Source organism: Streptomyces sp. CA-106110 (assembly GCF_050936285.1).
Lineage (GTDB): Bacteria > Actinomycetota > Actinomycetes > Streptomycetales > Streptomycetaceae > Streptomyces.
Map to the genome: position 1 here is coordinate 7189339 of NZ_JBNJNB010000001.1, position 13650 is coordinate 7202988.

Below are 13650 nucleotides of genomic sequence, written 5' to 3' on the forward strand. Positions count from 1 at the left end.
CTTCGGCCTTGAGTGGGGTGCCCGTTCTTCGGAGGGCACCCCACTCTTCGTGTGCTCACGGCAAGACCGGGCGCACCGGCGGCGCTAGGGTCAACCCCTCTTCCGCGGGGGCAGTTTCGGGCGGGTCCTGTCCGGGACACCGCTGTAGTCCGGCGGAGCCGCGGGCGGGTTGGTGTGGAGGAGGTCGACGGCCAGTCTGACCGCGTCGTCCAGTTGCCGGTGGCGGCCCTCGGCCCAGTCCAGCGGCGTGCGCAGGATCTCCAGGTCCGGGTCCACGCCCCGGTTCTCCACGGACCAGCCGTACTCCGGGAACCACGCCGCGTTCATCGGGACGGTGATCACGGTGCCGTCGCCCAGGCGGTGCCGGCCCGTCATGCCGACCACTCCGCCCCAGGTGCACGAGCCCACCACCGGACCGAGACCCAGCAGTTTGATGGCCGCCGTGATCATGTCGCCGTCGGAGGAGGTCGCTTCGTCGGTCAGCGCCACGATGGGCCCCCGGGGGGCGTTGGACGCGTACGACACCGGCTGGGCGTTTCGGGTGAGGTCCCAGCCGAGGATCTTGCGCGTGAGCTTCTCGATGACCAGCTCGCTGATGTTGCCGCCCGCGTTGCCCCGTACATCCACGATGAGCGCGGGCCGGGCGACCTCCATCCGCAGGTCCCGGTTGAACTGGGCCCAGCCCGAGCCCCCCATGTCCGGGATGTGCAGGTATCCGCAGCGGCCGCCGCTCAACTCCCGTACGACCTGGCGGCGTTTGGCCACCCAGTCCTGGTAGCGCAGTGGCCGCTCGTCGATGAGGGGGACCACGGCCACCCGGCGGTGGCCGCCCTCCCCGTCCGCCGGTGCGAAGGTCAGCTCGACCGTCGTGCCGCCCGAGCCCGCCAGCAGCGGATAGGGCCCCGTGACCGGGTCCACCGGCCGGCCGTCCACATGGGTGAGGACGGCGCCGTCCCGGATCCCCGTGCCCGCGAGCGGCGAGCGCGCCTTCGAGTCCGACGACTCGCCCGGCAGGATCCGCCTGACCACCCATCTGTCGTCGCGGCGTGTGAAGTTGGCACCCAGCAGCCCCTGGTAGCGCTGGTAGTGCGGCGGTCCCTCGTTGCGCCGGGCCGGCACCACATACGCGTGCGACGTGCCCAGCTCGCCCAGGACCTCGCGCAGCAGGTCCGCGAAGTCATCGGGCGAGGCGACCCGTTCGACCAGCGGGCGGTACTGCTCCAGGATCGCGTCCCAGTCGATCCCGCACATGTCCGGCTCCCAGAAGTACGCCCGGATGAGCCGCCCCGCCTCCGCATAGGCCTGCCGCCACTCCGCCGGCGGGTCCACCACGTGCATGATCCGGCGCGTGTCGATCCAGACCGTCGTGTCGGAATCGCCGGACTCGGTCGACGGCACGGCCCGCAGATCGCCCTCGTCGACGACCACCAGCCGCGTGCCGTCCCCGCTCACGGCGAACCAGTCCAGATGAGCGACCAGGTCGGATTTCTTCGCCTTGCTGATGCTGAAGTGCTCCAGGGACGGGCGGCCGGTGGTGTCGTCCGGGTTCACGAAGGTCTCGCCGAGCGCGCCCGAGATCGGCCAGCGCATCCACACGAGGCCGCCGCCCGCGACCGGCCGCAGCTCCGAGTACTTCGAGGCCGTGACCGGGAACGGCGTGACCCGGTTTTCCAGTCCCTCGATCTCGACCGTCACCACCCCGTCGCCCTCTTCCTCCTCCTCCAGCGGATCCAGGCCGCCGGCCGCGGGGCGCCCCTCCGGGTTCACCGCGAAGGGGGAGGGGGTGGCCGAGGAGAGGGGGACCAGATACGGGCGGGAGCCGAGCGGGAAGGACAGGTCGCCGGTGTGCACGTCGTACACCGGGTCGAAACCGCGCCAGGACAGGAAGGCCAGATACCGCCCGTCCCGGGTGAAGACCGGGTTCTCGTCCTCGAAGCGGCCGTTCGTGACGTCGACGATCAGCCGGTCCTTGATCCGGGCCATCTTGATCTGCCGCAGCGACCGCCCGATCCCCGGATGCGACCACGTGAGCCACGCGCCGTCCGGGGAGAACGCCAGATCCCGCACCGGCCCGTTGATCGAGCGGATCACCTCGGTGACCGCATCGTCCGAGGACTCCGGCTCCCGCGGCTCCTCCGGCTCCGCCGACGCCTCCGGCTCCTGCGTCCCCGCGGCGGCCACCGCCTCCGGTTCCTCCGTCCCCGCGGCGGCCGCCGCCTCCTCGGCCACGGTGACCAGCAGCAGGCGCCCGTCGTTGGAGGCGATCGCGAGTCGTTCGCCCTGCAGGTCCGCCACCATCTCCAGTACCCGGCCCAGCCGTCCGGAGGCCAGCCGCCGCGGCTCACGGTCGCCCGAGGCCCGGGGCAGATACGCGATCTCGATCGCGTCCTCGCCCTCCGCGTCCGTGACATAGGCGACCTGTCCGCCCACGCCGAGCATCTCCGGCAGCCGGACGCGTACGCCCGGGGTGTCGGTGATCGTCCGGGCGGGGCCCTCCCGGTGCGTGAGCCAGTACATACTGCCGCGGACGACGACGGCGCTGGCCCGTCCGGTCTCGTCCACCGAGATCCCGTCCACATGCTGCGCGGCCGGTACCTGGTACTTGCGGCGCCCCGCGCGCGGGCCGCCGAGGCGCACGTCGAGGCGGCGCGGGATCGAGTCGGGGGAGAGGTCGTCGACGATCCACAGGTCGCCCGCGCACTGGTACACCACCCGCGTGCCGTCGCTGGAGGCATGGCGGGCGTAGAAGGCGTCGTGGTCGCTGTGGCGGCGCAGATCGGTGCCGTCGTACGCACAGGAGTAGAGGTTGCCGATGCCCTCGTGGTCGGAGAGGAACGCGATCCGCCCGTCGACGAACATGGGCGAGTCGAGATGGCCTTTGACATCGGCGAGCAGCCGCTGCCCGTGCAGCCACAACCTGCCCGTGGCGCCGCCGCGGTAGCGCTTCCAGGAGGCCGGTTCGTGGGGCGGGGTGCCAGTGAGCAGCAGGGTCCTGTGCTCGCCCTCGACATCGGCCACGGCGATGTCCGCGACGGGGCCCCAGGGCAGCTTGCCGCCGGGGCCGCCGTCGGTGGGGACCTTGTAGGCCCAGGTGAAGTACGAGAAGGGCTCGCCGTGCGAGGCGACCGCGAGGATGTCGGTGTTCCCGTCCTTGTCGGGCGGCGTCCAGCCGCACACCCGGGTGTCGGCGCTGCCCCAGTAGGTGAGCCGTCTGCCGGGGCCGCCGTCCACCGGTGTCAGATGGATCTCCGGAACGAGGCTGCGCCAGCTCGTGTACGCGATCAGGCGTCCGTCGGGCGAGAAGCGGGGGTGGCCGATCTTCGTACGGTCGACGGTGAGCCGCCAGGCGCGACCGGACCCGTCCACCTGCGCCACCCACAGATCGTCCTCGGCGGCGAAGCAGAGGCGTTCGCCGTGCAGATGCGGGTAACGGAGGTAGCCGGGCGCCTTCTCGAACACGTCGCTCGCGTCGGTCACCTACCCATGCTTTTCCCCCGGACCGGTCGCGGCAACTCGTGGGCCGGGCGTGCGACCGAGTGACCGGCCCGATCGCGGGTTGAGCGCGGGGCTCGTGATGCAGGACACGTACGAAACGGTTTCGTTTCGTTCGGGTGAGGGGTATCGTCGGGGGCGTACGAAACCGTGTCGTTCGGAGCGCTGCCGCTCCGGACGCGCAGCAGGAAGGTGAGTGGCGTGACCGAAGCGTCCAGGGGCGCGGCGTCAGCCGCTCCGGCGGAGGCCGTGCCCGCACCGGGGCGACGCAGCCGGATCACCCCCGAGCGCGAGGCCGAGTTGTACGAGGCCGTGCTCGACCTGCTCCGGGAAGTCGGCTACGACGCCCTGACGATGGACGCTGTGGCAGCCCGCACCCGGTCCAGCAAGGCGACGCTCTACCGCCAGTGGGGCGGCAAGGCCGAACTGGTGGTCAAGGCCATCCGGCACGGCAAGCCGGGCCCCATCGACGCGATCGACACCGGCTCGCTCCGGGGCGATCTGCACGCACTGGTGTCACGCGAGGACGACTGCGTCATGGAGCAGAACTCCGCGCTGATGCGGGGCGTCGCCATGGCAATGCACCACAACGACGACCTGCGTCAGGCGTTCCGGGACCAGCTGATCGAACCCGAGATGGCGGAGTTCCAGCGCGTGCTGCACCGCGCCGTCGAGCGCGGGGAGATCCGTCCGGACTGCCCGGCGCTGGACTTCCTGGTGCACATGCTGATCGGCGGCTTCGTCACCCGTGCCCTGATCGACGACCAGCCGCCGACCCAGGCCTTCCTCAAGTCGTACATCGACGCCGTGGTCCTCCCCGCCCTCGGCGCGCCCACCACCTGACCAGTCCCCTCGGCTAGCCCCCATCTGACGTCACCGCTCACGTCGTCGGGCTGATCACCCCTGCCCTGAACACCCCCACGACCTGACCGGAGTGCGCCCCCGTGGCCACGTTCCTCTACAAACTCGGCCGACTCGCCTTCCGGCGACGGCATTGCGTCGCCCTGATCTGGGTGGCGCTGCTGACGCTCGCGGGCGTCGGTGCCGCCAGTGCCCCCGCGGCGGGCTCCTCGTCCTTCTCCATCCCGGGCACCGAGGCCCAGAAGGCCTTCGACCTGCTGGAACAGCGCTTCCCCGGCATGAGCGCCGACGGCGCGACCGCCCGTGTCGTCTTCAAGGCACCGGGCGGGGAGAAGGTGACCGCCAAGGGCAACAAGGCGGTCGTCGAGAAGACCGTGAAGGAGCTGCGCGACGGCTCCGAAGTCGTCTCCGTCGCGGACCCGTTCACCGCGCACGCCGTCAGCAAGGACGGCACCATCGCCTACGCGCAGGTGAAGTACAAGGTCTCCGGCATGGAGCTGGAGGACGCCTCCAAGGACGCCCTGAAGGAGGGCGCGCAGCACGCGCGGGACGGCGGGCTGACCGTCGAGATCGGCGGTGACGCGCTGTCCGCGGTACCGGAGACGGGCGCCACGGAGGTCATCGGCATCGCGATCGCCGCGGTCGTCCTCGTCATCACCTTCGGTTCGCTGGTGGCGGCCGGACTGCCCCTGCTCACGGCCCTGATCGGGGTCGGCATCGGAGTGTCCACGATCACGGCGCTCGCGAGCGCGCTGGACCTCGGCTCGACCACCTCGACGCTGGCGACGATGATCGGCCTCGCGGTCGGCATTGACTACGCGCTGTTCATCGTCTCCCGCTACCGGGGCGAACTGGCCGAGGGCCGTGAGCGCGAGGAGGCGGCGGGCCGGGCGGTCGGCACGGCCGGTTCGGCGGTGGTCTTCGCGGGCCTGACCGTCGTGATCGCCCTCGTCGGCCTCGCCGTCGTGAACATCCCGATGCTCACCAAGATGGGTGTCGCCGCGGCCGGCACGGTCGCCATCGCCGTGCTGATCGCGCTGACGATGATCCCGGCGCTGCTCGGCTTCGCGGGCCGCAAGGTCAAGCCGGCGGGTGAGAAGAGCCGGATGCTGGGCGGCGGCCGGGCCACCGCCAGGAAGAGCCGCCCCAACATGGGCACACGCTGGGCGAGCTTCGTCGTGCGCCGCCCGGTCGCCGTGCTGCTGCTCGGCGTCATCGGACTCGGCGCCGCGGCCGTTCCGGCGACCAAGCTGGAACTGGGCCTGCCGGACGACGGTTCGCAGCCCACGTCCACGACGCAGCGCCGGGCCTACGACCTGCTGTCGGAGGGCTTCGGACCCGGCTTCAACGGACCGCTGATGGTGGTGGTCGACGCCAGGGAGAGCGACAGCCCGAAGGCGGCGGTCGCCACGGTGACCGACGACATCAAGGGCCTCAAGGACGTCGTGACGGTGACGCCCGCGACGTACAACAAGGCCGGTGACACGGCGATGATCACGGTCATCCCCGGTTCCAAGCCGTCCTCGGCCACCACCGAGGACCTGGTGCACGGCATCCGGGACGCGGGCGCCGGCATCAAGGCGGACACCGACGCGCAGGTCCTGGTCACAGGTACGACGGCGATGAACATCGACGTCTCACAGAAGCTGAACGACGCACTGATCCCGTATCTGGCGCTGGTGGTCGGCCTCGCCTTCCTCCTGCTGATCGTGGTCTTCCGCTCGATCCTGGTCCCGCTGAAGGCGGCGCTCGGCTTCCTGCTCTCGGTGACGGCGGCGCTCGGCGCGGTGGTCGCGGTCTTCCAGTGGGGCTGGCTGTCCGGCCTGATGGGCGTCGAGGAGACCGGCCCGGTGATGTCGATGATGCCGATCTTCATGGTGGGCGTGGTCTTCGGACTGGCGATGGACTACGAGGTCTTCCTCGTCACCCGTATGCGTGAGGCGTACGTCCACGGGGAGAACCCCGGCCAGGCGATCGTGACAGGCTTCCGGCACGGGGCGCGGGTCGTCACCGCGGCCGCGATCATCATGATCGCCGTCTTCTCCGGCTTCATCGGCTCCAGTGAGTCGATGATCAAGATGATCGGCTTCGGGCTCGCGATCGCCGTCTTCTTCGACGCGTTCGTGGTGCGGATGGCGCTCGTCCCGGCGGTACTGGCGCTGCTGGGCCGCAAGGCCTGGTGGCTGCCGAAGTGGCTTGGCCGCATCCTGCCGAACGTGGACGTGGAGGGCGAGGGGCTGCGCTCACGCCAGGACGGCGAACGCAGGGACCCGGACGCGGACCCGGACCGGGAACTGGTACGGGTCTGAGGCCCCGGCCGATGGATACGGACTGCCGCGCCACCTCCGGAGGTGGCGCGGCAGTCCGTTGCGCGCCCCGAGCGCGCCGACCGGAATTCATTCGCTGTGCACATGACCGGCCGCTAGCCTGCCGGTCATGACGGCGCCCGCCGCAGCGAACTCCGCAGCCCACCCCCGTTTCGCCGAGGCCCTCGAAGAGCTGGGGCTCGGTGAGCTCCACGGCCGGATCCGGCGCTTCCCGGACGCGACCCGGACCGCAGCCGAGGCCGCCGCCGCGATCGGGTGCGAGCTCGGCCAGATCTGCAAGTCGCTCATCTTCACGGCGGACGGCTCGCCGGTGCTCGTCCTCATGGACGGGGCGTCCCGGGTCGACCCGGAGCGCGTCCGGGAGGTGCTCGGCGCCGCCGAGGTGACCCGGGCCAGGGCGGACCTCGTGCGGGAGACCACCGGGTACGCGATCGGCGGGGTGCCGCCCTTCGGGCACCGTACGAAGACGCGGGTGCTCGCCGATCGGTCACTGCTCGACCACGACACGGTGTGGGCCGCCGCAGGCAACCCGCACGCGGTCTTCCCGATGAACCCCGAGGCCCTGATCTCCCACGCGGGCGGCACGGTGGTGGACGTGCGCGAGCAGTCCGCCTGACGCCGCCCGTCACCCGGGGGCCGGTGCGTGGTTCAGAGCGCGATGGGCAGGTGGCGGGGTCCGCGCAGCATGGCGTTGCTCCGGTAGGGCGGTGGGTCCTGGAGCAGGGTCGCGGGGGCCAGACGGGGGATCAGCGATCCGAGTGCGGTCTGGGCTTCGATGCGGGCGAGCGGCGCGCCGTAGCAGAGGTGGATGCCGCTGCCGAAGCCGAGATGCTCGTTATCCGGGCGGGTGGGGTCGAACCGGTCCGGGTCGTGGAACCGCTTCGGGTCCCGATTGCCCGATGCCAGCGCGAGCACCACGGACGTCCCCTTGGGAACGGTGACGCCCGCGACGTCCACATCGGCCAGGGGACAGCGCTCCCGCATATGGACCGGGGGCTCGTAGCGCAGCAGTTCCTCCACCGCGCGCGGGAGCAGGCCGGGTTCCCGGTTCAGCCGCTCCAGCTGGTCGCGGTGGCGCAGCAGGGTGAGGACGCCGTTGGTGATCAGGTTGACCGTGGTCTCGTGCCCGGCGATGAGCAGCAGAACGGTGGTCTGCGCCAGTTCCTCGGTGGTGAGCCGCATCGCGGGGTCAGGTTCGTTGATGTACGCGGAGAGCAGGTCGCCGGCCGGCCGGTCGCGGCGTTGTTCGGCGAGGTTCACCAGGTACTGGCCCAACTCGCGTCGGGCCTGGTCGCCTGTCCGGTCCCGCTCGGTGGTGTCTTCCTTGGGCCCGATGTCGGCGGCCGCGACGATCGTGTCGGTCCATGCCCGGAACATCGGCTCGTCCTCGCGCGGCACGCCGAGCAGCCGGCAGATGACGGTGACGGGCAGGGGATAGGCGAAGTCGTCGACGACGTCGATCTCCTCGCGGTCCCGGAGAGAGTAGAGCAGTTCCTCGGTGATCCGGGTGATCTCTCCGCGCATGGCGTCGACCCGGCCGGGGCTGTGCGGAGGGCCGAACGGCCGCATGGCCAGGGAGCGCAGCCTCTGGTGTTCGGGATCGTCGAGTCGCAGGAACGGCGGCTGTGGCGCCGTATCGGACAGGTCGGGGGACGGGGTGCTGAGGCTGCGGGCGTCCGCGCTGATCAGCGGGTTGTGGAGCAGGGCGAGGATTTCGTGGTAAGAGCCGACCAGATAGCTGCCGTCTTGCTGCCGCACCACGGGACCGGCCTCGCGGAGTTCCGCGTACAGCGGGTAGGGGTCGGGGCGGTTGGAGTAGTCGGTGATCCGCTCCAGCAGCGTGTCGGCGGTCATGGGGGCTCCTCGTGGACGGGCGGGGCGGTGGGTCACCCGGTGGGCCGCATCAGGGCCAGTCGGCGGTCCGGCAGATGACCGGTGAGCGCGACGGTGGGGCCGTGGGAGAGCCTGCTCGGATCCGGCACGTCGGAGGGGACCGGGACCTCGGCCGCCAGCGGACGGTCCGACGCGCCGGGCGCGGGCGGGAACGGGGCGGCGGTCTCGATCTGGTCCTGGTAGAACTCCAGCGACTTGGCCATGTTGACGGTGACCGCCGCGGTGATGCGGCCCCGGTAGCCGTAGACCATCGCCAGGCGGCGCGCCTCCAGCGAGCCCTGGGCGATGACCACATGGTCGGAGAAGGTGGGCACGCCCACCGACTTGATGTTGAGCCCGAACTGGCTCGACCAGAACGTCGGGACCGACAGGTGCGGGCGCCGCAGCGGTCCCGGATTGACCATGTTGTGGGCGGCCACCTCGGCCTGGTCCACCGCGTTGCGCCAGTGCTCCAGCGACAGCATCTGGTAGTCGAACAGCGGGTGCGGGAAGCGGGAGACGTCGCCGGCCACGAAGACGTCGTCGGTGACGATCCCGTACATGTTGAAGGCGCGGCACCCGGCGTCGCAGGCGATCCCGCGCGGGCCCGCGGCCAGCCCGGACTCCGCCAGCCATTCGACGTTGCGGACCGCCCCCATGGCGACGATGCACACGTCCGCGTCGACGCGGCTGCCGTCCGACAGGTCCGCGCCGGTGAACCGGCCGTTGCCGCGCAGCGCGGTGACGGTGACCCCGCAGCGCAGGTCCACGCCGTGGTTCCGCTGCATGGCGGCGGCGAGCTTCGCCAGCGTCCCGCCGAGCGCGCCCACCAGCGGCGCGGGGCCGCGTTCGGTGACCGTGACCTCCAGGCCGCGCTCCCGGCAGGCCGATGCGATCTCCGAGCCGGTGAAGCCTCCGCCGATCACCAGCACCCGGCGCGGCCCGGCAGCCAGCCGCTCGGCCAGCAGCCCCGCGTCCTCGCTGGTGCGCAGGGTGAACACCCCGTCCAGGGCGGCCTCCTGGGGGGCGGGCCAGGGCCGCGCCCGCGTCCCGGTGGTGATCAGCACCCGGTCGTAGGGCACCGCCTTCCCGTCGGCCAGCAGTACCTGCTTGTCGATCAGATCCAGTCCGGTGGCGCGCACCCCGAGCCGCCACTCCGCGTGCGGGTCACGGCGCACGGGCAGCGCGGTGGCGTTCGCCGCCGCCTTGCCGAGCAGCACCTGCTTGGACAGCGGCGGACGGTCGTAGGGCGGGTGGGGCTCGTCCCCGATGACGGTCAGGGAGCCGGTGAAGCCCTTCTCGCGCAGCGCCTCGGCAGCCCGCAGCCCGGCCAGCGACGCGCCGACGATGACGATCCGGCCCTCCCGGAGGTCACCGGACACCGGCGCCCACCTCCTCACCGACCAGGATGGCCTGGACCGGACACGCCGCCGCGGCCTGGTGCACGCGTTCGCGTTGTTCGTCGGGGACATCGGGGTTGTACAGCAACGCCTCCTCGCCGTGCAGCTCGAACACCTCCGGCGCGAGGAACACGCACTGCGCATAGCCCTGACAGCGGCTGAGGTCCACCACGATCTGCATCTCGACCCGCTCCTCACCGGCCACCCGGAAACACGACGCCCCGTTCCGTTTCTACCGCCGGGGTGGGCCCCGCGCCGGGGGCTGTTGGGCCATCCGGGGCGCGGAGCCGCTCGGGTGCCTCGCCATGCCGATCACCGTCGGCGCGGAGATCCGCGCGGTCTTCGCCGAGACGCGCTTCGGTGGGCCGGGGAGCGCGGCGTCCGGCCCGCCGGTGGCCGGGAGCGGCCCGATGGCGCACCTCGGCCGGCCGGTCCTCACCGGGCCCGGAGCGGGTGCCGGAGGATCCGGCACGTGCCACGCCGAGTGGCGGCGCATCGCGCGGCGGCCGACGATGCCCAGAGGGGAGGTCGCCCGTCATGACCACGCAGCACCTCGGTGCGGAAGCCGTGCCGCGACGGCGTCACCGGCGTCGGCCTCCCGAACGGCGGAGGGTCCGTCTGGACGCAGACCGGCCGGCGCGAAGCCGGCCGGGCGGAGACCCGGTGCGTGACGGCCGGCGGGTACGGCTCGCGCGGACTGGTCCGCCCCATGTCGGGGAAGGCGCGCGGCTGAGCGAGCATGGTTGGCGCACTACTCACCGTACGGATCAGGAAGTTGACGTCATGACGGACAAGCTCACCGTGAGCGTTCTGGGCACCGGGATCATGGGTGCGGCGATGGCCCGCAACCTCGTCCGCGCCGGACACACCGTCCGCGCCTGGAACCGCACCCGCGCCAAGGCCGAACCGCTGGCCGCCGACGGCGCGCTCGTCGCCGACACCCCCACCGAGGCCGTACAGGGCGCAGATGTCGTCCTGACCATGCTGTACGACGGCCGGGCCGTGCAGGAGGTCATGCGGGAGGCCGTCGGCGGGCTGCGCTCGGGGATCGTCTGGGCGCAGTCGACCACTGTGGGGATCGAGGACGTCGGCGATCTGGCCGCCTTCGCCCAGGAGCACGGACTCGTCTTCTACGACGCCCCGGTGCTCGGCACCCGCCAGCCCGCGGAGGCCGGGCAGTTGACCGTCCTCGCCGGTGGCCCCACCGAGAGCAGGGACGCGGTGGCCCCCGTCTTCGACGCCGTCGGCGCCCGTACGCTCTGGACCGGCGAGGACGGTGCGGCGGGCAGCGCCACCCGGCTGAAGCTGGTGGCCAACAGCTGGGTCGTCGCGGCCACCGCCGCGGTCGGCGAGGTGCTCGCCCTGGCCAAGGGCCTGGGGGTGGATCCGCAGAACTTCTTCGACCTCATCGGCGGCGGCCCGCTCGACATGGGCTACCTGCACGCCAAGGCCGATCTCATCCTGAACGGCAAGCTGACTCCGGCCAGTTTCGCGGTGGCGACCGCCGAGAAGGACGCCCGTCTGATCGTGCAGGCCGGCGAGCGGGGCGGCGTCCGCCTCGACGTGGCCGCGGCCGCGGCCGAACGATTCCGCCGGGCCGCCGCCCAGGGTCACGCCGACGAGGACATGGCCGCCGCCTACTTCGCGAGCTTCGACGAAGAGCCCCCCTCCCACTGACCGAGGAGTCCCGCGTGTCCAAGCCACCGCTGTCCCCCGAGGCTCAAGCCATGCTGAGCCGTGCCAACCCCAGCGTGATCTCCACCCTGCGCGCCGACGGCGCGCCCGTGTCCACCCCCACCTGGTACCTGTGGGAGGACGGCCGGGTGCTGGTCAACATGGACGAGGGCCGGGTGCGCCTCCAGCACCTGCGCCGCGACCCGCGGGTGAGCCTCACCGTCCTGGACAAGGACCAGTGGTACACGCACATCACCCTCATCGGCCGCGTCACCGACATCCACGAGGACGAGGACCAGGTCGACATCGACCGTATCTCCGAGCACTACATCGGCAAGCCGTATCCCGACCGGGTGCGCGGCCGGGTCAGTGCCTGGATCACCATCGACCGGTGGCACGGGTGGGGAGAGTTCAAGGACAGCGACCAGGTGGGGTGAGCTGTGTCCGCACCGTGCGCGGCGCACCGAGGAGGAGCACCCTGGAATCAGCGGTTCCGGAGGTGATCGTCATGATGCACACCGCGGTCGGTTGGCATGTGGAACTCGAATTCGAGGAGGACGAGCAGCGTACGCGGGCAGCGGCGCTGGTGCGGCTCCCGGACGGGAACGAGGTACGGTCCCGCGGGTATGCCAGCCGTCACCACACCGATTCGAATCAGCCCCGTGTAGGGGAGGAGATCGCAGGGGCCCGCGCGCTCAACGACCTCGCCATGCAGTTGCTCACGAAGGCGCACGAAGAGATCGACGAGTCGTCGGGCAGGACGTCCCGCCCGCTGACGCACTGACTGCGTCCCGGTGATGCCCGTACGCCGCACGCGTACGGGCATCACCCCGTGCCGCGGTGGCTACGGCAGCGACGACCGCACCGCACGCACCAGGGCCTGCGCCCGCGGGTCCGCCGTCACGCTCTTGCGGAAGCCGTTGGTGACATAGCCGAAGGCGATGCCCGACTCGGGATCGGCGAAGCCGAGGGCGCCGCCGCGGCCGGGGTGGCCGAAGGAGCCGGAGGCGAGAAGCGGGGACGCGCTGCCGTGGAGCATGTAGCCGAGGCCGAAGCGTGTGGTGACCACTAGCACGCGGTCGGGGCCGGCGGACGCCTCCGCACGGGCGTGTTCCAGAGTCCGGGGCGTGAACAGGCGTATGCCGTCCACCTCGCCGGTCAGCGCCGCGTAGACGCGGGCGAGGCCGTCGGCCGTCGCGATGCCGTTCGACGCCGGGAGGACCGCGGCGCGGTAGGCCGGGTCGTTCTCGTCGGGCAGCGGGGTGATCGCGGCGAAGGCGCGGCGGGTGAGGCTGTCGGGGTCCGCGTACGCGTCGGCGACCGCGCGCTTGGGGCGGATGCGCAGCGCGCCGTCCCGCACGGTCTCCTCGACGGGGCCGACCCGGCCCACGCGGTGCGCCTCGGCCTCGGGCAGACCCACCCACAGGTCGAGGCCCAGCGGCCCGGCGATCTCCGTCGCGATCCACTCGCCGATCGACCGGCCCGTCACCCGGCGCACCAGCTCGCCCGTCAGCCAGCTGTACGTCTGTGCGTGGTAGCCGTGGTCCGTGCCGGGCTCCCAGGCGGGTGCTTGCGCGGCCAGCGCGGTGGCGGCCAGGTCAGGGTCGGCGGCCTCGACGGGGGTGAGCGGACGGTCCAGGACGGGTACGCCGGCCCGGTGCGCCAGCACATGCCGCACCAGGGTGTGCTCCTTGCCCTGTGCCTTGAACTCGGGCCAGTAGTGGCCGACCGGGGCGTCCAGGTCCAGCTCCCCGCGCTCGCTCAGCATCAGCAGCACGGCCGCGGCCACGCCCTTGGTCGCCGACCGCACGATCTGGGCGGTGTTCCGCTCCCAGGGGTCCGTCCCGTCGATGTCCCGCGTTCCGGCCCACAGGTCCACGACCTTGCGCCCGTCCCGGTACACGGCGACCGCCGCCCCGCGCTCACCGAGCGTCTCGAAGTTGCCCGCGAACGCTTCCCGGACCGGCTCGAAGCCCTCGGCCACCACGCCGTGCACGTCCACGCCCGTGTTCCCTTCACTCGAC

11 protein-coding genes are annotated in these 13650 nt (G+C 71.8%); 6 read left to right on the forward strand and 5 right to left on the reverse strand.

What is annotated here, in order from left to right:
- Positions 1-90 precede the first annotated feature (90 nt).
- Complete coding sequence (locus ACQEXA_RS33290) at positions 91-3477, reverse strand: S41 family peptidase (protein WP_432928656.1); 3387 nt, start codon at positions 3475-3477, stop codon at positions 91-93.
- A gap of 264 nt (positions 3478-3741) precedes the next feature.
- Between ACQEXA_RS33290 and ACQEXA_RS33295 the strand changes: the two genes are divergently transcribed.
- The 3 genes from ACQEXA_RS33295 to ACQEXA_RS33305 all read left to right on the forward strand — a co-directional run bounded on the left by ACQEXA_RS33295 (position 3742) and on the right by ACQEXA_RS33305 (position 7296).
- Positions 3742-4335, forward strand: a complete 594-nt coding sequence (locus ACQEXA_RS33295) for a TetR/AcrR family transcriptional regulator (RefSeq protein ID WP_432939225.1) — start codon at positions 3742-3744, stop codon at positions 4333-4335.
- A gap of 101 nt (positions 4336-4436) precedes the next feature.
- The gene (locus ACQEXA_RS33300) at positions 4437-6662 is read left to right on the forward strand and encodes an MMPL family transporter (RefSeq protein WP_432928654.1); all 2226 of its coding nucleotides are present in this window, start codon (positions 4437-4439) and stop codon (positions 6660-6662) included.
- A gap of 127 nt (positions 6663-6789) precedes the next feature.
- Positions 6790-7296: a YbaK/EbsC family protein gene (locus ACQEXA_RS33305; protein WP_432928652.1), complete on the forward strand. Its 507-nt coding sequence runs from the start codon at positions 6790-6792 to the stop codon at positions 7294-7296.
- 32 nt (positions 7297-7328) lie between these two features.
- On the opposite strand, the gene ACQEXA_RS33310 is transcribed toward ACQEXA_RS33305, so the two are convergent.
- Genes ACQEXA_RS33310 through ACQEXA_RS33320 form a run of 3 tightly spaced genes read right to left on the reverse strand, consistent with a single transcriptional unit; the run spans position 7329 to position 10133 of the window.
- Complete coding sequence (locus ACQEXA_RS33310) at positions 7329-8534, reverse strand: cytochrome P450 (RefSeq protein WP_432928650.1); 1206 nt, start codon at positions 8532-8534, stop codon at positions 7329-7331.
- A gap of 32 nt (positions 8535-8566) precedes the next feature.
- Positions 8567-9934 carry an NAD(P)/FAD-dependent oxidoreductase gene (locus ACQEXA_RS33315; RefSeq protein ID WP_432928648.1) on the reverse strand — a complete coding sequence of 456 codons (1368 nt, stop codon included), beginning with the start codon at positions 9932-9934 and terminating at the stop codon, positions 8567-8569.
- Complete coding sequence (locus ACQEXA_RS33320; RefSeq protein WP_359404705.1) at positions 9924-10133, reverse strand: ferredoxin; 210 nt, start codon at positions 10131-10133, stop codon at positions 9924-9926. The genes ACQEXA_RS33315 and ACQEXA_RS33320 overlap by 11 nt, the downstream gene beginning before the upstream one ends.
- Positions 10134-10735: 602 nt before the next feature.
- Here ACQEXA_RS33320 and ACQEXA_RS33325 point away from each other — a divergent pair.
- The 3 genes from ACQEXA_RS33325 (at position 10736) to ACQEXA_RS33335 (ending at position 12410) form a co-directional block, all read left to right on the forward strand.
- Entirely contained in the window at positions 10736-11629 is an 894-nt protein-coding gene (locus ACQEXA_RS33325; protein ID WP_432928646.1) for an NAD(P)-dependent oxidoreductase, read from the forward strand.
- Between the two features lie 14 nt (positions 11630-11643).
- Positions 11644-12063, forward strand: coding sequence for a PPOX class F420-dependent oxidoreductase (locus ACQEXA_RS33330; RefSeq protein ID WP_432928644.1), 420 nt, complete (start codon positions 11644-11646; stop codon positions 12061-12063).
- Positions 12064-12134: 71 nt separating this feature from the next.
- Positions 12135-12410: a DUF1876 domain-containing protein gene (locus ACQEXA_RS33335; RefSeq protein ID WP_432928642.1), complete on the forward strand. Its 276-nt coding sequence runs from the start codon at positions 12135-12137 to the stop codon at positions 12408-12410.
- A gap of 60 nt (positions 12411-12470) precedes the next feature.
- Here ACQEXA_RS33335 and ACQEXA_RS33340 read toward each other — a convergent pair whose 3' ends face one another.
- Positions 12471-13628 carry a serine hydrolase domain-containing protein gene (locus tag ACQEXA_RS33340; RefSeq protein ID WP_432928640.1) on the reverse strand — a complete coding sequence of 386 codons (1158 nt, stop codon included), beginning with the start codon at positions 13626-13628 and terminating at the stop codon, positions 12471-12473.
- Positions 13629-13650: the final 22 nt, after the last annotated feature.

What these genes read in the sequence shown, in the direction of transcription:
- ACQEXA_RS33305 (WP_432928652.1), top strand. Translation starts at nt 6,790, where the DNA reads ATGACGGCGCCCGCCGCAGCGAACTCCGCAGCCCACCCCCGTTTCGCC.
- ACQEXA_RS33325 (WP_432928646.1), top strand. Translation starts at nt 10,736, where the DNA reads ATGACGGACAAGCTCACCGTGAGCGTTCTGGGCACCGGGATCATGGGT.
- ACQEXA_RS33310 (WP_432928650.1), bottom strand. Translation starts at nt 8,534, where the DNA reads ATGACCGCCGACACGCTGCTGGAGCGGATCACCGACTACTCCAACCGC.
- ACQEXA_RS33320 (WP_359404705.1), bottom strand. Translation starts at nt 10,133, where the DNA reads ATGCAGATCGTGGTGGACCTCAGCCGCTGTCAGGGCTATGCGCAGTGC.
- ACQEXA_RS33335 (WP_432928642.1), top strand. Translation starts at nt 12,135, where the DNA reads ATGATGCACACCGCGGTCGGTTGGCATGTGGAACTCGAATTCGAGGAG.